Annotated in this window: 13 protein-coding genes, 2 tRNA genes, 2 rRNA genes and 1 riboswitch (1 of these 18 only partly in view); of the genes, 10 read left to right on the forward strand and 7 right to left on the reverse strand. The window is 63.3% G+C overall.

All coding sequences use genetic code 11. The features are described 5' to 3' along the window. Both hisC and ACVIYL_RS13930 read right to left on the reverse strand, forming a co-directional pair. Positions 1 to 1,098, reverse strand: a complete 1,098-nt coding sequence (hisC, locus tag ACVIYL_RS13925) for a histidinol-phosphate transaminase (protein WP_456778856.1) — start codon at positions 1,096 to 1,098, stop codon at positions 1 to 3. Positions 1,099 to 1,197: 99 nt separating this feature from the next. After that, the gene (locus ACVIYL_RS13930; RefSeq protein WP_225645326.1) at positions 1,198 to 2,046 is read right to left on the reverse strand and encodes a chorismate mutase; all 849 of its coding nucleotides are present in this window, start codon (positions 2,044 to 2,046) and stop codon (positions 1,198 to 1,200) included. Between the two features lie 174 nt (positions 2,047 to 2,220). Further along, positions 2,221 to 2,300: riboswitch (SAM riboswitch) on the forward strand. An 85-nt stretch (positions 2,301 to 2,385) separates the two neighbouring features. On the opposite strand from ACVIYL_RS13930, the gene metX reads away from it, so the two are divergent. Further along, positions 2,386 to 3,591, forward strand: a complete 1,206-nt coding sequence (metX, locus tag ACVIYL_RS13935) for a homoserine O-acetyltransferase MetX (RefSeq protein WP_456778857.1) — start codon at positions 2,386 to 2,388, stop codon at positions 3,589 to 3,591. Beyond that, on the forward strand, positions 3,588 to 4,253 hold the full coding sequence (gene metW, locus ACVIYL_RS13940) for a methionine biosynthesis protein MetW (protein ID WP_057017864.1): 666 nt from the start codon (positions 3,588 to 3,590) through the stop codon (positions 4,251 to 4,253). Before metX ends, metW begins: the two co-directional genes overlap by 4 nt. A gap of 91 nt (positions 4,254 to 4,344) precedes the next feature. Here metW and ACVIYL_RS13945 read toward each other — a convergent pair whose 3' ends face one another. After that, positions 4,345 to 5,217 (reverse strand): alpha/beta fold hydrolase, encoded by an 873-nt coding sequence (locus ACVIYL_RS13945; protein WP_456778858.1) that lies wholly within the window; start codon positions 5,215 to 5,217, stop codon positions 4,345 to 4,347. Positions 5,218 to 5,460: 243 nt separating this feature from the next. Between ACVIYL_RS13945 and ACVIYL_RS13950 the strand changes: the two genes are divergently transcribed. Further along, positions 5,461 to 6,126: a TIGR02594 family protein gene (locus ACVIYL_RS13950; protein WP_456778859.1), complete on the forward strand. Its 666-nt coding sequence runs from the start codon at positions 5,461 to 5,463 to the stop codon at positions 6,124 to 6,126. A gap of 42 nt (positions 6,127 to 6,168) precedes the next feature. Here the strand turns inward: ACVIYL_RS13950 and ACVIYL_RS13955 are convergent, their stop codons facing one another. Both ACVIYL_RS13955 and ACVIYL_RS13960 read right to left on the reverse strand, forming a co-directional pair. Beyond that, positions 6,169 to 6,960 carry an MOSC domain-containing protein gene (locus ACVIYL_RS13955; protein WP_253606691.1) on the reverse strand — a complete coding sequence of 264 codons (792 nt, stop codon included), beginning with the start codon at positions 6,958 to 6,960 and terminating at the stop codon, positions 6,169 to 6,171. 55 nt (positions 6,961 to 7,015) lie between these two features. Next, positions 7,016 to 7,531, reverse strand: coding sequence for an N-acetyltransferase family protein (locus ACVIYL_RS13960; RefSeq protein ID WP_456778860.1), 516 nt, complete (start codon positions 7,529 to 7,531; stop codon positions 7,016 to 7,018). A gap of 57 nt (positions 7,532 to 7,588) precedes the next feature. Here ACVIYL_RS13960 and ACVIYL_RS13965 point away from each other — a divergent pair, with 57 nt between their 5' ends. The 3 genes from ACVIYL_RS13965 (at position 7,589) to ACVIYL_RS13975 (ending at position 11,698) form a co-directional block, all read left to right on the forward strand. Continuing rightward, on the forward strand, positions 7,589 to 8,152 hold the full coding sequence (locus ACVIYL_RS13965) for a helix-turn-helix domain-containing protein (RefSeq protein ID WP_168858416.1): 564 nt from the start codon (positions 7,589 to 7,591) through the stop codon (positions 8,150 to 8,152). Positions 8,153 to 8,344: 192 nt separating this feature from the next. Further along, positions 8,345 to 10,996 carry an ATP-dependent chaperone ClpB gene (gene clpB / locus ACVIYL_RS13970; protein ID WP_456778861.1) on the forward strand — a complete coding sequence of 884 codons (2,652 nt, stop codon included), beginning with the start codon at positions 8,345 to 8,347 and terminating at the stop codon, positions 10,994 to 10,996. Between the two features lie 291 nt (positions 10,997 to 11,287). Beyond that, complete coding sequence (locus ACVIYL_RS13975; RefSeq protein ID WP_092080634.1) at positions 11,288 to 11,698, forward strand: hypothetical protein; 411 nt, start codon at positions 11,288 to 11,290, stop codon at positions 11,696 to 11,698. A 14-nt stretch (positions 11,699 to 11,712) separates the two neighbouring features. Here the strand turns inward: ACVIYL_RS13975 and ACVIYL_RS13980 are convergent, their stop codons facing one another. Then, positions 11,713 to 11,970 (reverse strand): hypothetical protein, encoded by a 258-nt coding sequence (locus ACVIYL_RS13980; protein WP_225645335.1) that lies wholly within the window; start codon positions 11,968 to 11,970, stop codon positions 11,713 to 11,715. A 94-nt stretch (positions 11,971 to 12,064) separates the two neighbouring features. Next, positions 12,065 to 14,128: a M23 family metallopeptidase gene (locus ACVIYL_RS13985; RefSeq protein WP_456778862.1), complete on the reverse strand. Its 2,064-nt coding sequence runs from the start codon at positions 14,126 to 14,128 to the stop codon at positions 12,065 to 12,067. A gap of 1,008 nt (positions 14,129 to 15,136) precedes the next feature. Between ACVIYL_RS13985 and ACVIYL_RS13990 the strand changes: the two genes are divergently transcribed. The 4 genes from ACVIYL_RS13990 to ACVIYL_RS14005 all read left to right on the forward strand — a co-directional run. Beyond that, positions 15,137 to 16,625: ribosomal RNA gene (locus ACVIYL_RS13990) — 16S ribosomal RNA — on the forward strand. A gap of 211 nt (positions 16,626 to 16,836) precedes the next feature. Continuing rightward, positions 16,837 to 16,913: transfer RNA gene (locus ACVIYL_RS13995), tRNA-Ile, on the forward strand. A gap of 35 nt (positions 16,914 to 16,948) precedes the next feature. After that, positions 16,949 to 17,024: transfer RNA gene (locus tag ACVIYL_RS14000), tRNA-Ala, on the forward strand. 407 nt (positions 17,025 to 17,431) lie between these two features. Further along, positions 17,432 to 17,752 (forward strand): 23S ribosomal RNA (locus ACVIYL_RS14005) (it continues 2,525 nt past the right edge of the window). Together the 16S and 23S rRNA genes with 2 tRNA genes alongside form the textbook arrangement of a ribosomal RNA operon.

Consider the following 17,752-nt stretch of genomic DNA (forward strand, 5'->3'; position numbering starts at 1 on the left):
TCACTTTCCGGCCAGGAAGTCGCGCAGCCCCTCGACCACGAGGCGGTTGGCCTCCTCGGTGCCAATGGTCATGCGCAGCGCATGCGGCAGCTTGTAATTGTTGAGTGCGCGCAGCACGAGGCCGCGCCGCGTGAGATAGGCGTCGGCTTCCGCCGCGGTCTTGCCCGTGTCGGTCGGGAAATGGATGAGCACGAAATTGGCGACGCTCGGCGTCACCTTCAGCCCGAGCTTGCCGATCTCCTCGGTCAGCCAGTTGCGCCATTGTTCGGTGTGGGTCCGCGACTTCTGCACATGCGCGGTGTCCTCGATCGCCGCCACCGCCGCCAGCATCGCCGGCGTCGTGACGTTGAACGGACCGCGGATGCGGTTGCAGGCATCGACGATATGCGCCGGCCCGAACATCCAGCCGATCCGCAGCGCCGCAAGGCCGTGGATCTTCGAGAAGGTGTGCGTCACCACCGTGTTGTCTGTGGTCGCGACCAGCTCGATGCCGAGCTCGTAGTCGTTGCGCGAGACATAGTCGGCATAGGCGGCATCGAGCACCAGCAGCACATGCGAGGGCAGCGCGGCGCGCAGCCGCTTGACCTCGTCGAACGGGATATAGGTGCCGGTCGGATTGTTCGGGTTGGCGAGCCACACCAGCTTGGTCTTCGGCGTCACCACCTTGAGAATGGCGTCGACGTCGGCGGTAAAGTTGGTCTCGGCCGCGATCACGTTCCTGGCGCCGTTCGCCATGGTGGCGATCGGGTAGACCAGGAAGCCGTGGGTGGTCGAGATCGCCTCGTCGCCGGGGGCGAGATAGGTGTGCGCCAGCAGGTTGAGGATTTCGTCGGAGCCGGCGCCGCAGATGATGCGGTCGGGATCAAGCCCGTAGGCGCGGCCGATCGCCTCGCGCAGCACGCGCGAGGTGCCCTCCGGATAGTCCTCGAGATGGTCAGCCGCGGCCTTGTAGGCCGCGATCGCCTTCGGAGATGGCCCGAACGGCGTCTCGTTGGCGGACAGCTTGAACACCTTGCGGCCCGGTTCCGGCACCGGGCTCTTGCCGGGCGTGTAGGGCGCAATATCGAGGATGCCGGGGTTCGGCACGGGGCGGGACATCATCAACTCCGAACAGAGCGTTTTCGAGCGAAGTGGATACCGGTTCGCGTGAAGAAAACGCGTCAAAACAAAAGTCTGGACGGGCGGCTGGCTCTTGCTTCAGGTCCTGGCCGATCCGTTAGAGGGCACCGTATAGCGCGTTGCGTGGCTGCCGACGAGGGCCGACGAGCGAACCGAGGCGCCGGCCTTGATCAGGGCGAGCTTGATGGCCTCGAAATCGTGGCCGGTGACCGAGATCAGGAGCGCCGCGCCGTCGAAAGCGGTGTCGGGGACCGCGACGATCTCGGCGAGCGGCGCAAGCGCCCGGGCGACATCGGCGTTCCAGCCGGAGACGCGCACGCTCCAGGTCTGCACTTCGGTGACCATGGCGTCGTCGGCGACCCGCGAGATCACGAACACCGGCAGCGCGGCGGGATGGTCGGCGCGTTCGAGGAACGGCAGCCGCGCGATGATCTTCGGCGCGCCATCGGCCTCGAGCGCATTCCACCACGGCGTGCGGCTCGCGATCGCGGAGACCAGCGCGAGGTCGCCCTTCGATTTCGCCACCGCCTCGACCGCGGCCTGCGCGCTGAAATGCGACACGTAGGGCACCACGAAGCCGAAGTGAAACCGCGCCGAGTCGCGCATGGCCGATTCGCCGACGGAAACATCGGCATGCACCGCGAATGGCGCCTGCACATAGGTGAAGGTCGAGATGATGACGCGCCAGATGCTCTCGATGGTGTCGAGCGGCAGGATGCCGCGATGACGCCGCACCAGCTCGCGCATCATGCTGGCCTCGCGCGCCGGGCGGAATGCCGAGCCGACCTCCTGGGTCTTCTTGACCTGGATCAGGCGGTCGATGATGTCGCCGCGCGCCATCAACAGGCGGTGAACCTGCTCGTCGATCGCATCGATCTCCTTGCGCAGATCCTGCAGCGAGGGCGGCGACGGGGGTGGGTTGGACATGCTCTCAAACCTTGTCGTCGGGGCGGCCCGGTGCCGCGTCGGACAGGGTCCCTGATTAGGAAAGACGGGCAGCGAAAGCAAAGAGAAACGTCGCAGGCGTGCCTTGCGCATTCGGTTAACCAATTGGCCGTGGGCAGGGCTGTCTTGACGGCGGGGGGCGTGGGGACTACGTTCCCTGCGTCCCGTGGTCATTTGAGCCGGCCGGCTTGCAGCCACGTTAAACAACTCGCTAAACAGGCCGGGGACCTTATCAGCTCCCGGCCGAACCTTTGTTCAGGCCGGGTTTTTTATTGGCCTGAGGTCCGTCGAGCCCTCCCGCGCGGAGGCAGGGTCGCCTAGATGAGCAACGTGCGTCCGATACCGAGCCCACAAACCCCGAGCGATGATCGCGCCCATGAGGCCGACCATCCGTCGTCATTGGTGGCGAAGTTCGGGATGGACCAGCCGCTCAAGCTCGATTGCGGCGTCGATCTCGCACCATTCCAGATCGCCTACCAGACCTATGGCGAGCTCAATGCCGACCGCTCCAACGCGATCCTGGTCTGCCACGCGCTGACCGGCGATCAGCATGTCAACAACATCCATCCCGTCACCGGCAAGCCCGGCTGGTGGGAGACCATGGTCGGCGCCGGTCGGCCGATCGATCCCGAAAAATACTTCATCATTTGCTCCAATGTGATCGGCGGCTGCATGGGCTCGACCGGCCCCGCGTCGTTGAACCCCGCGACCGGCAAGGTGTGGGGACTCGATTTCCCGATCATCACCATCCCCGACATGGTGCGCGCGCAGGCGATGCTGATCGATCGCCTCGGCATCAATACGCTGTTCTGCGTGGTCGGCGGTTCGATGGGCGGCATGCAGGTGCTGCAATGGACCGCGGCCTATCCGGAGCGCGTATTCTCGACGCTCGCGATCGCCTGCTCGACGCGCCACTCGGCGCAGAACATCGCGTTCCACGAGCTCGGCCGCCAGGCCGTGATGGCTGATCCGGACTGGCGCGGCGGCCGCTATGTCGACGAGGACACCCATCCGCACCGTGGATTGGCGGTGGCGCGGATGGCCGCGCACATCACCTATCTCTCGGACGCCGCGCTGCACCGCAAGTTCGGACGGCGGATGCAGGACCGCGAGCTGCCGACCTTCTCGTTCGATGCGGACTTCCAGGTCGAGAGCTACCTGCGCTATCAGGGCTCGTCCTTTGTCGAGCGCTTCGACGCCAACTCCTATCTCTATTTGACCCGCGCGATGGACTATTTCGACATCGCCGCCGACCACAACGGTGTGCTGGCGAAGGCGTTCGCTGGCATCCAGACCCGGTTCTGCGTGGTGTCCTTCACCAGCGACTGGCTGTTTCCGACCTCGGAATCGCGCGCGCTGGTGCATGCGCTGAACGCGTCGAGCGCACGGGTGTCGTTCGCCGAGATCGAGACCGACAAGGGCCACGACGCCTTCCTGCTCGATGTGCCGGAATTCCTCGAGATCTCCCGTGCCTTCCTGCTGGCCGCAGGCAAGGCGCGCGGCCTGAAGGACGGCGGCCGGTCATGAGCATGCAGCAGACATTGCCCTTGCCGGGTATCGCGCCGGAGCGGACCGGCGGCTATCGCACCGATCATCTGCTGGTCGCCGACATGGTGCGGCCGGGCTCGCGCGTGCTCGATGTCGGCTGCGGCGACGGCGAGTTGTTGCAGCTGCTGGAAAGCCGCGGCATCGACGGCCGCGGCATCGAGCTGTCACGCGAGGGCGTCAATGGCTGCGTCGCCAAGGGGCTCGCCGTGGTGCAGGGCGATGCCGACACCGATCTCGTCAACTATCCCGACGATGCGTTCGACTACGTGATCCTGTCGCAGACCTTGCAGGCGACGCGACAGCCCAAGGTGGTGCTGGAAAATCTGCTGCGCATCGGCCAGCGCGCCATCGTCTCGTTCCCGAATTTCGGGTTCTGGAAGATGCGGCTGCAGCTGTTGATCGGGGGCCACATGCCGCGCACCGAGAATTTGCCGGCGAGCTGGTACGACACCTCGAACATCCACTTCTGCACCATCAAGGATTTCGTGCAGCTCTGCGAGGAGATCAACGTCAAGATGGAGCGCGCGGTGGCGCTCGATCTCTACGGCCGTCCGGTGCCGCTCAACCTGCCGTGGTGGGTGTGGAACATGTTCGGCGAGCAGGGTGTGTTCCTGCTCAGCAGGGGTGGGCAGGGGAAGTGACGTCATGGCGTCATTCCGGGGCACGCGAAGCGTGAACCCGGAATCTCGAGATTCCGGGTTCGATGCTGCGCATCGCCCCGGAATGACAGGACTACACCGGCGCCGCCACCAGCGACCTCGGATCGCGCACCGGCCAGCGGCCGGCCTCGACCAGCGCGATGAAGCGCCCGACCATCTCGTTGAACAGCGCCGGCTCCTCGAGGTTGAGCACGTGACCCGACTTCGGGAAGAACGAGAGGCCGGCCGCCGGCAGATGCTGCTTCAGAAACATGCTGGGCGCAATGCAATTGTCGTCCTCGTCGCCGCACAGAATCAGCGCCGGCGTCGCGGCGCGCTTGATGGCGTCGGTCATGGTGTAGATCGAGGGCCGACCGCCCTGGAAGCTGCGCATCGTGTTGGCTGAGCCTCTGGCGTCGTGGCGGGCGAGCGCGGCGTAGAAATCGGCGTGGCCGCGCGGATCCTTGACCAGGAACGGAATCCGGCTCGGCGCTTCGCGCGTCACCTTGGCGACCTCAACCGCGCCGATGCTCTCGTATTGCGCGGCATTGGCGCGGCACTGCGCGCGGAAGGCATCGAGATTCTCGAGGCTCGAGCCGGAGCCGACCGCGGCCAGCGTCATCGACAGCGCGCGCTCCGGCGCGTTGAGGGCGACCTGCAGCGACGAATAGGAGCCCATCGAGAGTCCGACGAAATGCGCCCTGGCGATGCCGAGATGGTCGAGCACGGCGAGCGCGTCGGTATAGAAGTGCTGGTAGGTGTAGACGTCGGCACTCGCAGGCACGTCGGACGGCGTGTAGCCGCGCGCCGAATAGGCGATGCAGCGGTGGCCGCGCGCGAAATAGCGCATCTGCGGCTCCCAATTGGTGTGATCCGCGGCGAACTCGTGCAGGAAGATGATCGGGGTTCCGCTGCCGGCCTCTTCGAAATGGAGGCGGACATGATCTTTCGTCGTGGCGTAGGGCATTGAAATTCTCCTCTCGTTGGCCGCCCCCAGATTTGCAGTTAATTTTCAAGGCCGCAATGCGGCAGTTCCGGTTCCTTTCTCGTCATCGAATCATCGCGGAATGACCCAGAAATTGTTCCCGCAGTGCCGCATGAAATCTTCCTCGCGCCATCCCGATTTTCAAAACCACCGCCGTGTTCCCTTGAGTGTTTCCTTGGGAACGCGACGGGGAATTGGGGGGTGTTACAGAGGATCTAGTGAAGTATGGTTCAGTTGCTTGCGTGTCGCCGGTCGCTTCGTGTTTTGGCGCTGGCTCTGTGTTCGCTCACTCTCGCCGTGATCTCCGCCGCACCGGCATCCGCCCGTCCGCATCATTCACGTCACGCGCATTCGGCCCATGCCGGCCATCACGCGCGTCATTATGCCCGTCATCACTATCGGCCCGCAGCGCGGCTGTCGCGCGCCGAGCGCCGCGCACTCGCGCAGCCGGGCGGGATCATCGAAACCAACGCAGCGCCGTTGCCCGGCAGCGCTGACCCCGTGCCCAACACGGGCGGCGTGATTGCGGCAAACGGCTTCGGCTCGTCCGGCATCGTGGCCGAGGCGCGCCGCTATCTCGGCGGCAATCCGACCGGCCGCTCCAGCCTGTGGTGCGCCCGCTTCATGAACATGGTGCTGCAGCACACCGGCCATCGCGGCACCGGCTCCGACATGGCGAGCTCGTTCGCCAAATACGGCACGCGCGTTTCGGGACCGCAGGTCGGCGCCATCGCCGTGATGAGCCGCCGCGGCGGCGGCCATGTCGGCATCATCACCGGCGTCGATGCCAAGGGCAATCCGATCATGATCTCGGGCAACAGCGGCCACCGCGTCCGCGAGACGCGGGTCTCGCGCGGCCGCATCTACGCCTATGTGATGCCGACCAACTGATCGCTCGAAAGCGGGGCAGGGCGCGCACGCGCCTTGCCCGGCCTACGACGCTACAGGTCCCTCAGCGGCAATCGTGTCGCCGACGGCGGCGCCGCCATCGCTGATGATCTCGGCATAGATGCCGCACTCATTGTTGCCGAAACGCTGCATCAGCGTGTTCGGCACCGAGAGGTCGCGCGCGCCGGTATCGGGATCGACATTGACCGCGGCGCAGCGGGTGATGCGCTTCACCACCCTGGCCCGGGCGCTGCCGATCGCGATGGTCTGGTCGAGCAGGCTGGCTTCATGCCAGGCCGGCCAGCCTTCGACATAGAGGTTGGCGCGGAAGCGCAGCGGATGGACCGGCGCCTGCACCATCTGCTCGATCGCCCGCAGGCTGGCCAGATTGATGATCGAGACCACCTTGCGCGGCACGTCGGAGAAGCTGTGCCCGGGGCTGACCAGCACCTTGGGCGGGCCCTTGATCTGGCCGGTATGACGGTCAGCGAAATAGCGTTCGATCGCCGCGCGGCCTTCCGCGGTCTCGAGGTCGCCCTGGGCCACCATCGCGCCATCCCGACGCAGCGTCAGCACGTGGCTGTCATCGTCGAAATGGGCGCGCAGCGGCGCCAGCCACTCGTCCCGCTGCAGCATCAGGAAATGCGGCTTCGGCAGCCATTTCGGCACCGAGGGATCGAAACCGCTCGGGCCGTTCTCGATCGCATAGCGGCGATCGGAGCGGAGCGTCTCGCCGGCCTTGAGCTCTGCGTGCGGCAGCGGCTCGGGCGTGAGACCCTTGACGGGATAGCGATAGATGCCGGCGATCCGGGCAGAGGAAGCGTGCGTGTTGTCCATTCGCCCGCTCTAGCCTGTTTGGCGTGCGAGGAGAACTGCCACCCGCGGGAAGGTACTAGTCGGCGCGCGCCGCTCCAGGAGCGTCCAGCAGGCGCTGCATGAACACGAGATCGAGCCAGCGGCCGAACTTGCGTCCGACCTCCGGCATCCGGGCGACCTCGACGAAGCCGGCCTGCGCGTGCAGCCGGAGCGAGGCGGGATTGCCGCCGTCGATGCCGGCGATCATGACGTGCTTGCCGAGCGCGGTGGCCGCGGCGATCAGCTCGTCGACGACGATCCGGCCGAGGCCGCGGCCGCGATGATCGGCATGCATATAGACGCTGTGCTCGACGCTGTAGCGGTAACCCGGGAAGGCCCGGAAGTCGCCGAATGTGCCATAGCCGAGCACCGTCGCTCCCTCGACGGCTACTAGCACGGGATAGCCCAGAGCCTGCCGGGCCGTCATCCAGGCCAGCCTCTCGGCCTCGGAATCCTGCTTCTCCGTCCAGATCGCGTTCGAGTTGGCGACCGCCTCGTTGAAGATCGCGGTAATCGCAGGGATGTCCTGCTCGGTGGCGGGGCGGATAATCATCGCTGGTTCCTTGACGCGCCTCTTGAATGGACCCCATCGTCTACTATATAAGACAATATGTCAATTATAGAGGACAAGGCCGATGAGGCTCTCGGGCGGCGGGTTCGCGCCGAACGGGAGGGCCGCGGCTGGTCGCTGGCGGACCTCGCCGGGCGGGCCGGCGTGTCCAAGGCCATGCTGAGCAAGATCGAGCGGGCGGAGGCAAGCCCGACGGCGGCGACGCTGTCGCGGATCGCCACGGCCTACGGTCTGACCATGGCCGCGTTGTTCGAGGTTGCCTCACACAATTCCCGCCTGCAGCGGGCCAAGGATCAGCCGGTGTGGCGCGATCCGAAGGCGGCCTATCTGCGGCGGCAGGTGTTCCTGCATCCGGCCAATCCGCTGGAGCTGGTGGAGATCGAGCTGCCTGCGAGGCAGGAAGCCGGCTTCCCCGCCAGCGCCTATCACCTGGTCCGCCAGGTGGTCTGGGTGATCAGCGGCCGCCTCACCTTGATGGAAGGGGCGGAGCGCCATGAGCTCGCTGCGGGCGACCGCGTCGAGCTCGGTCCGCCGTCGGACATCGTCTTCCGTAACGAAACGGCTCAGCCCTGCCGCTACCTTGTCGCCATCGTGCGGCGCTGAGCTTCATCGGGCGAAATCGCAGACCGTGGCTCTTCCGTTTTGGAACCAAGTGCCCACATCTGCGGCAAGCCTGAAAAATGATGGCGACGACCAGAGGCTGGTTGAGGAACGTCAACGCGGCCCGCGGAAAACCCAATGAAGATGCCGTTGTCATGCCTGAATGGGTGACGATGGCAGGCCGAGGGAAAACGAATGAACATTGAGAAGTACACCGAGCGCTCGCGCGGATTCATCCAGTCTGCCCAGTCGCTCGCAATGCGCGACGGTCACCAGCAGTTCTCGCCGTTGCATCTGTTGAAGGTGCTGCTGGACGACAATGAGGGACTCGCGGGCGGTCTGATCGACCGTGCGGGCGGCAATTCCAGAGCAATCCTGAAAGCGACCGAAGAGGCGCTGAACAAGCTGCCGAAGGTCTCGGGCAATGGTGCCGGGCAGGTCTACCTGTCGCCGGAGCTGGCGCGCGCCTTCGATGCGGCGGAAAAGGCCGCCGACAAGGCCGGCGACAGTTTTGTCACCGTCGAGCGGCTGCTGCTCGGGCTCACGCTCGAGAAGGGCAGCGAGGCGGCCTCCATCCTGAACAAGGGCGGCGTGACGGCGCAGAACCTGAATGCGGCGATCGAAGCGCTGCGCAAGGGCCGCACCGCCGACAGTGCGACCGCCGAGAACGCTTACGACGCGCTGAAGAAATATGCCCGCGACCTGACCCAGGCTGCGCGCGACGGCAAGCTCGACCCGGTGATCGGCCGCGACGAGGAGATCCGCCGCACGATTCAAGTTCTGTCGCGGCGGACCAAGAACAATCCCGTCCTGATCGGTGAACCCGGCGTCGGCAAGACCGCCATCGTCGAGGGCCTGGCGCTGCGCATCCTCAACGGCGACGTGCCGGAGAGCCTGAAGGACAAGAAGCTGCTGTCGCTCGACATGGGCGCCCTGATCGCCGGCGCGAAATATCGCGGCGAGTTCGAGGAGCGGCTGAAGTCGGTCCTGCAGGAGGTCTCGACCGCCGAGAGCGGCATCATCCTGTTCATCGACGAGATGCACACGCTGATCGGCGCCGGCAAGACCGACGGCGCGATGGACGCGTCCAACCTGTTGAAGCCTGCGCTCGCGCGCGGCGAGCTGCACTGTATCGGCGCGACCACGCTCGACGAGTACCGCAAGCATGTCGAGAAGGATGCGGCGCTGGCCCGCCGGTTCCAGCCGATCTATGTCAGCGAGCCGACGGTCGAGGACACCATCTCGATCCTGCGCGGCCTGAAGGACAAGTACGAGCAGCATCACGGCGTGCGCATCACCGATTCCGCGCTGGTGGCCGCGACCACGCTGTCGAACCGCTATATCACCGACCGCTTCCTGCCGGACAAGGCCATCGACCTGATGGACGAGGCGGCGGCGCGGCTGAAGATGCAGGTCGATTCGAAGCCGGAAGAGCTCGATTCGCTGGATCGCGACATCATCCGGCTGAAGATCGAGCAGGAGGCGCTGAAGAAGGAGAACGATGCCGGCTCCAAGAGCCGCTTGCAGACCCTGGAGAAGGAGCTCGCAGGGCTGGAGGAGCGATCGACGGCGCTGACGGCACGCTGGAGCGCGGAGAAGAACAAGCTCTCCAATGCCCAGAAGCTGAAGAGCGAGCTCGATGCGCTCCGCGTCGAGTTGGCCAATGCGCAGCGTCGCGGCGAATTCCAGAAGGCGGGCGAACTGGCCTATGGCCGGATTCCCGAGCTGGAAAAGAAGCTCGCCGACATAGAGGCGCAAGCGAACAGCAGGCCGAACGGCGGCGAGATGATGGAGGAGGCGGTCACCGCCAACCACATCGCGCAGGTCGTCTCGCGCTGGACCGGCGTGCCGGTCGACAAGATGCTCGAGGGCGAAAAGGACAAGCTCCTGAAAATGGAGGACAGTCTCGCCAAGCGCGTCGTCGGCCAGGCTGAAGCCGTGCGTGCGGTGGCAACCGCCGTGCGCCGTGCCCGCGCGGGCCTGCAGGATCCGAACCGGCCGACCGGCTCGTTCATGTTCTTGGGCCCCACCGGCGTCGGCAAGACCGAGCTGACCAAGGCGCTCGCCGCTGACCTGTTCAACGACGAGACCGCGATGGTCCGCCTCGACATGTCCGAATTCATGGAGAAGCACTCGGTCTCGCGGCTGATCGGCGCGCCTCCCGGCTATGTCGGCTACGACGAGGGCGGTGCCCTGACCGAAGCCGTGCGGCGCCGGCCTTATCAAGTGGTGCTGTTCGACGAGATCGAGAAGGCGCATCCCGACGTCTTCAACGTGCTGTTGCAGGTGCTCGACGACGGCCGCCTGACCGATGGTCAGGGCCGCACCGTCGACTTCCGCAACACGTTGATCATCATGACCTCGAACCTCGGTTCGGAATCCCTGGTGAATCAGCCGGAGGGCGAGGACACCGCGGCGGTCCGCGATCAGGTGATGGGCGTCGTGCGGGCGCATTTCAGGCCGGAATTCCTGAACCGCATCGACGAGATCATCCTGTTCCACCGCCTGCAGAAGAGCGAGATGGGCCGCATCGTCGAGATCCAGTTCGCGCGGCTGACCAAGCTGCTCGAGGATCGCAAGATCGAGCTCACGCTGGACGCCAAGGCGCGGGACTGGCTCGCCGAGAAGGGCTGGGATCCGGCTTACGGCGCCCGCCCGCTGAAGCGGGTGATCCAGCGCAGCGTGCAGGATCCGCTGGCCGAGATGATCCTCGCCGGCGAGGTCAAGGACGGCGATCACGTGGTGATCTCGGAGAAGGGCAACGTGCTGACCTTCAACGGTCAGGTGCCCAAAACCGCCGAGATCGTGCAGTTCGAGGCCCCGGTCTCGAAGCGCAAGCTGAACTGAGCGTTTCGATAGCGAAACTGGATGCGGCCTGGCGACAGGCCGCATCCGCGACAATCGACGGGCCGCCCGTGACGGAGTTCCTGTCTGGCGGCCCGTTTTGTGGGCCCGAATTAATGAAACCGCCTCGGGACGGCGTTCGTTTTCATCCTGAATGATCGGCTGGCGTGGCAAACGTCCCGCGCAGCTCCAAAGGGAAGTATTCGGCTCGAATCACATCGCTGATTCGCGCGCCGCCTCGCATCATCCTGCAAAAGCCACGCCGCCGGTCGCCCTCAGCAGAAGGCGAATTGTATGAGTAGAGACCTCATTGCCCATAACCGGCCCGTCTATGACGATCTTCATCCCCGCGTCTACGGCGTAGCCGCCGGCCTCGTCGCGTGGTTCGCGGTGGCGGCATGGATATTGTTCGACCGCCAGGACGACGTCGAGCTGTCGCTGATGTTCGTCAGCGTATTGCTGTTCGTCGCGGTGCTGTTGCCGTGGGTGCTATCGCTGATCTGGCGGAAATACGACGATCGGCACGACCTGCATCAGCGGTCGATTCCCTTCCGGGAGTGGCGGACCGGCGAATTCGCGGTCTGGGGCAGCACGATCAACAGCACCCATGCCACCATCGACATGCTGCTCCCGCTCGCGTCCGTGGCATTCGGGCTGACCGCGATCGGAATCGTGTTCCTGATCTGCGCCAGCCTCGCGCCGTAAATCTTGCCGACCCGTCATTCCTGCGGGGCGATGGGCGGTGACGGCTCGTCGTCCTCGCCGGGCTCGAGTTCGGACAGGATATCGACCAGCTCGCGGGCGCGGCCGGTGGCCAGCGGCTTGCCGGCATTGATCAGCGGCTCGTCATTGGCGAGCCAGGCCTGCGCCTCGGCAAGCTCGGTGATCGTCGCCCCGGACGCGATAATCCTCGCGATCGTGACGTCGTCGGCGGAGCCGACGGCTTTCAGCACGTCGTCGCGGGTGAGGCTTGCCATGCGCGCCTCCTCTGCAAGGTTTGCCCAAGCGGACAAAGCTTGACCGGTGCGGATGGTTCCGGATGGAACGGCTTCCTGAGCGAGGTTTCCGCCGTCAGCGGTTGGTGGTGGAGCGCGTCTGCGACGTGGAACTGGTGGCGTCCGAGACGATTCGCGAGCTGCCGCGGCTGGACATCTGGGCCTCGATCCGGTCGCGCTCCTTCTCGAAGTTCGCCAGCATCGGGCCCTCGAGCGAACGGCCGCGCGGCAGCTTCACGCGCATCGGGTCGACGAATCGGCCGTTGACCAGGATTTCGTAGTGGACGTGCGGGCCGGTCGACTGGCCGGTCGAGCCGACGAAGCCGATCACCTGGCCCTGCCGCACCTTCTTGCCGATCTCCATGCCCTTGGCGAAGGCCGACATGTGGCCGTAGGCGGTCTCGTAGCCATTGGCATGCTTCATGCGGATATATTTGCCGTAACCGCCCTCGTATCCGACCTTCTCGAGCACGCCGTTGCCGGAAGCGAAGATCGGCGTGCCGTAGGCGGTGGCCCAGTCGACGCCGGTGTGCATCTTCACATAGCCGAGGATCGGGTGGCGGCGGCCGCCGAAGCCCGAACGCATGATCGCGTTGTTGACCGGCTTGCGCACCAGGAACTTCTTCGCGCTCTTGCCGGTCTCGTCATAGTAGTCGACGAGGCCGTCGTCCGAGCTCTGGAATCGGTAGTATTTCTTGGTTTCGCCGCCCACGGTCAGCGCGGCGTAGAGCACTTCGGTCTTTTCGGTGCTGGTGACGCCCTCGTCCTCGCCGGCAAAGAACACGTCGAACGAGTCGCCCGGCTGGACCTTGCGCTGGAAATCGACGTCGTAGGAGTAGATCTTGACCATGTCTTCGATGACGGTCGGCGGCACCTTGTTGCGCAGCGCGGTCTCGTAAATGCTCTGGTAGAGCCGCACGCCGCTGCCATCATCCTCATCATCGTCGCTGGAATTGTCGGCGGTCTCGGTGACAGTGTTCATGCTCTGCACGTCGACGGCGACGTATTTGCCGAGATCGGACAGCGCGGCGACGGCTTCGATGACGGATTCGTTGGCGACGATCACGCGATAGGGCTGCAGCCTGACATTCGGTCCGGGCGCCGCCGGCGCCATCAGGATTCGTACCTTCTGGCCCTCCTTCAGGCCGCCGTCGCGGCCGCGCGGGCCGAGCGTTGCGGCGATCGCCTTCGCCTCGTCGGGTGTCGCGCCCTGATCGCGCAGGATCGAGGTGATGCTGTCGCCCTTCCTGACGACATGAACCCGTTCGCCGACCGGATTGCCGCCGGTGACCTGCTCTTTGGTCTTCGGCAGCAGGGTGACGTTCTCAGGCACTACGCGCGTCTCGAAGCCGGCATAGGGATCGGAGGTGTTGCCCTCGGTGGCGTAGGCCATCCTCATGTCGGGGCCGGCGCCGCTCGCGTCAGCCGCGGCATTGGCGAGTGAAGCGTAGCGCACCGAGCCGCCGGAGCCGCGCCAGTTGGCTGCGTCGCGGACCCGCATCAGCACGTCGTCGAGCGCGACGACGGCGGCGAGCTTGGCCTTCGGCAGCACTGAGCCGAGATCCTTGGTGACGAACGAGACCTCGGCGTCGGGCTCGGCCGCGGCATTCGGATCCTCGGCCGCCGCCGGCGTGTCGGAGCCGACATCGGTCAGCAGACGCTGCGCATTGAACGCAGGGATTTTTGCCGACAGATCGCTCGTGGTCATCGAGAGATTGCCGGAAATTCGGATGAAGGGCCGCACCCGCATCACGTCGCGATTGCCGACGCGGGTCACGGTCGACACGCGCACCAGACTGCGGGAGGCGGAGGATTCGCTGGGCGGCGGCAGGCGGTCGCCCTTGTGCAGGCTGACGACGCGATCGTTGCCGGTGAACGCGCCGCGGAGCGCGCCTTCAACGCGCTCCGGCACCTTGGCGAAGGTCATCTCGCCGTCGAGCGACGCAAAAACGGCGCCGCCGATCAGGGCCGCGCCACATAGTCCAGTCAGAATGGTGCCGCTAAACCATTGAACGGAGACACGGCGGCGGTCGATCACCGCGGCCTCGGTGCCGTCGACTGAAAGCGGCGGTTCGTGACCGAGATCGATCATCCCGGTCTCGCGCCCAATGCCGCTTCCGCGTGACGCCCGTTGGCTCAACCCGATATCCCCCCAAATTCCAGCAACTGCGATCGACCTCAGCTCGTCCTCGTCCCCACCTTGATCCCCCGAAGAGGAATCTCGGCAGTGTGGCGAGCCACACGCATCGAATTCGAGAAGCCGATGGCCATTAGCTAGCCGCACTCTCGAACGTCAATGGTGTGCAGATCTCTCGATGTTGCTCGGCCGCGAAGGGAAGAGGCGACGGATTCTTGGAGAAAATCGCCTGGTCCCCCAGAAAAACCGCCCCAGCCCCCACAGGTTACGAGCGGTTCAATGCATTCGTTATAGCCAGAACGTCGCAGGATTGTGGCTCAAGTGCGGCATTTGAGGTGGAAAAGCTTCCCTGAAAGCAGGTCGATGCCCGCCGCCCGGCCCCGGGGCGGTCGGAACCCGTTTTGGAGGGCCTCACGGGCTCCCCGGCGACGAACTTTTTTTAAAGTTTTTTGCCGCGAGGGCTGGGTGGCGAATTTTTACCTCCGACCTAAGCCACGGAAAGCACGAGAATTTCTTCGCACTGCCCAAGCGATTTGGGCGTGCGACGATTTGTTGACAATGGCCGTTGACAATCCCGAGGGGTGCGGACTATAAACCAACCACTGAGCGCGGCGCCGCCGGGTCACTGACCAAGGCGAGCAAACGCGCCACTGATGCTCCTCACTTCGATGAGTGACACAACAGCCGACATAAATCGGTTGAAGTTCACCGTCGGCCGGTGAAGGGTAGAGCCACCCTCTAAGGGTGTGGGGTCATCGGATCCCGGGCTGTTTGACAAGTGAAGATGAAGAAAGAGAAACGTGGACGGCGGAGTCCTTGCGTCTCTCGGAATACTTGAAAGCTTCGGCTTTTGACTTCTGAGAGTGGACGAAAGACTTCGGCGGTACACGTTTTAAAGGTTACACCATCGCTGCCAACGATGTGAATCGCAGGCGGCTCGTTGACTTCGGTCGACGAAGAATGGTGGGACCTCGTCAAACGTTGTGATCAGCCGGTTCAAGGTTTCAAGTCCAACTTGAGAGTTTGATCCTGGCTCAGAGCGAACGCTGGCGGCAGGCTTAACACATGCAAGTCGAGCGGGCATAGCAATATGTCAGCGGCAGACGGGTGAGTAACGCGTGGGAACGTACCTTTTGGTTCGGAACAACTGAGGGAAACTTCAGCTAATACCGGATAAGCCCTTACGGGGAAAGATTTATCGCCGAAAGATCGGCCCGCGTCTGATTAGCTAGTTGGTGAGGTAATGGCTCACCAAGGCGACGATCAGTAGCTGGTCTGAGAGGATGATCAGCCACATTGGGACTGAGACACGGCCCAAACTCCTACGGGAGGCAGCAGTGGGGAATATTGGACAATGGGCGCAAGCCTGATCCAGCCATGCCGCGTGAGTGATGAAGGCCCTAGGGTTGTAAAGCTCTTTTGTGCGGGAAGATAATGACGGTACCGCAAGAATAAGCCCCGGCTAACTTCGTGCCAGCAGCCGCGGTAATACGAAGGGGGCTAGCGTTGCTCGGAATCACTGGGCGTAAAGGGTGCGTAGGCGGGTCTTTAAGTCAGGGGTGAAATCCTGGAGCTCAACTCCAGAACTGCCTTTGATACTGAAGATCTTGAGTTCGGGAGAGGTGAGTGGAACTGCGAGTGTAGAGGTGAAATTCGTAGATATTCGCAAGAACACCAGTGGCGAAGGCGGCTCACTGGCCCGATACTGACGCTGAGGCACGAAAGCGTGGGGAGCAAACAGGATTAGATACCCTGGTAGTCCACGCCGTAAACGATGAATGCCAGCCGTTAGTGGGTTTACTCACTAGTGGCGCAGCTAACGCTTTAAGCATTCCGCCTGGGGAGTACGGTCGCAAGATTAAAACTCAAAGGAATTGACGGGGGCCCGCACAAGCGGTGGAGCATGTGGTTTAATTCGACGCAACGCGCAGAACCTTACCAGCCCTTGACATCCCGGTCGCGGACTCCAGAGACGGAGTTCTTCAGTTCGGCTGGACCGGAGACAGGTGCTGCATGGCTGTCGTCAGCTCGTGTCGTGAGATGTTGGGTTAAGTCCCGCAACGAGCGCAACCCCCGTCCTTAGTTGCTACCATTTAGTTGAGCACTCTAAGGAGACTGCCGGTGATAAGCCGCGAGGAAGGTGGGGATGACGTCAAGTCCTCATGGCCCTTACGGGCTGGGCTACACACGTGCTACAATGGCGGTGACAATGGGATGCTAAGGGGTGACCCTTCGCAAATCTCAAAAAGCCGTCTCAGTTCGGATTGGGCTCTGCAACTCGAGCCCATGAAGTTGGAATCGCTAGTAATCGTGGATCAGCACGCCACGGTGAATACGTTCCCGGGCCTTGTACACACCGCCCGTCACACCATGGGAGTTGGTTTTACCTGAAGACGGTGCGCTAACCGAAAGGGGGCAGCCGGCCACGGTAGGGTCAGCGACTGGGGTGAAGTCGTAACAAGGTAGCCGTAGGGGAACCTGCGGCTGGATCACCTCCTTTCTAAGGATGATCCTTCAGATCAGCTCACGCTATCTATCGGATCGTTTTAGAAACATTCAGGGGCCAACAGTTTCAGGATTGTTGAGCTCCATTGGCGGGATTTCGCCGTCTTCGTTTCTCTTTCTTCGCGGACGAACACGCGCCAGGGGCTGAGCGCTGTGCGATGCACCGACTTCAGGTCGGGTGCGCGCCGGTATGTCTCTCGTGTTAGGGGCTTGTAGCTCAGTTGGTTAGAGCGCGCGCTTGATAAGCGTGAGGTCGGAAGTTCAAGTCTTCCCAGGCCCACCATTTTGATCGAGTGCGGAGCATTCGTCTTCTGGTACGGGGCCATAGCTCAGCTGGGAGAGCGCGTGCTTTGCAAGCATGAGGTCGTCGGTTCGATCCCGTCTGGCTCCACCAGATGGAATTGAAGCTCGAGAATGCGCCTTTGCAGGAAGCTCTGTTCATATCGTCCGCGAAACATCACTTCGCACTCATTGGTCCGGATGGACGGTGACGTGCGTGTTTTCTGACATCGTAAAGAGGAGATCGATCCGAGTTTGGATCAAGCGAAGCAATTCGCCTGAGCCATTCATTATCTCCGGGATCATTTCGGCGCTCGCTTTCAATCGCAAGATTGGATGCGGGTTGTAAATGATCCCTTTTAGCGAAGCTTGACCGCCTCGCTATCGGGCCGATCTTACGAAGCAAGCTGGTCTTTCTAGTCAATGTCCGGCTGCGCAATCGCATTCATCGAGGATGCGTGCCTTAAATGGCAGTTGTGCAGACAACATTCTGCCGAGTGTGTGGACATTGATAATGAGAGCAATCAAGTGCCTTAAGGGTGTTCGGTGGATGCCTTGGCGCTGAGAGGCGATGAAGGACGTGCTACGCTGCGATAAGCCGTGGGGAGCTGCGAAGAAGCTTTGATCCGCGGATTTCCGAATGGGGAAACCCACCTTCGATAGCCGGAACTCCAAGACCTTGTGTGTTGGGGTTCGACCAGAAATGCGAGAAATCAAACCGCGAGGTTTTGGATTTCCGGTTATCAAGAGAAGGTATGAGACCTCTGAATAAAATAGGAGGTTTTAAGCAAACCCAGGGAACTGAAACATCTAAGTACCTGGAGGAAAGGACATCAATCGAGA

It is taken from the genome of Bradyrhizobium sp. USDA 3315 (assembly GCF_054056795.1).

Bases quoted from the DNA above. Each gene is read 5' to 3' on its own strand.
- hisC (WP_456778856.1), bottom strand. From the start codon at position 1,098: ATGTCCCGCCCCGTGCCGAACCCCGGCATCCTCGATATTGCGCCCTAC.
- ACVIYL_RS13930 (WP_225645326.1), bottom strand. From the start codon at position 2,046: ATGTCCAACCCACCCCCGTCGCCGCCCTCGCTGCAGGATCTGCGCAAG.
- metX (WP_456778857.1), top strand. From the start codon at position 2,386: ATGAGCAACGTGCGTCCGATACCGAGCCCACAAACCCCGAGCGATGAT.
- metW (WP_057017864.1), top strand. From the start codon at position 3,588: ATGAGCATGCAGCAGACATTGCCCTTGCCGGGTATCGCGCCGGAGCGG.
- ACVIYL_RS13945 (WP_456778858.1), bottom strand. From the start codon at position 5,217: ATGCCCTACGCCACGACGAAAGATCATGTCCGCCTCCATTTCGAAGAG.
- ACVIYL_RS13950 (WP_456778859.1), top strand. From the start codon at position 5,461: ATGGTTCAGTTGCTTGCGTGTCGCCGGTCGCTTCGTGTTTTGGCGCTG.
- ACVIYL_RS13955 (WP_253606691.1), bottom strand. From the start codon at position 6,960: ATGGACAACACGCACGCTTCCTCTGCCCGGATCGCCGGCATCTATCGC.
- ACVIYL_RS13960 (WP_456778860.1), bottom strand. From the start codon at position 7,531: ATGATTATCCGCCCCGCCACCGAGCAGGACATCCCTGCGATTACCGCG.
- ACVIYL_RS13965 (WP_168858416.1), top strand. From the start codon at position 7,589: ATGTCAATTATAGAGGACAAGGCCGATGAGGCTCTCGGGCGGCGGGTT.
- clpB (WP_456778861.1), top strand. From the start codon at position 8,345: ATGAACATTGAGAAGTACACCGAGCGCTCGCGCGGATTCATCCAGTCT.
- ACVIYL_RS13975 (WP_092080634.1), top strand. From the start codon at position 11,288: ATGAGTAGAGACCTCATTGCCCATAACCGGCCCGTCTATGACGATCTT.
- ACVIYL_RS13980 (WP_225645335.1), bottom strand. From the start codon at position 11,970: ATGGCAAGCCTCACCCGCGACGACGTGCTGAAAGCCGTCGGCTCCGCC.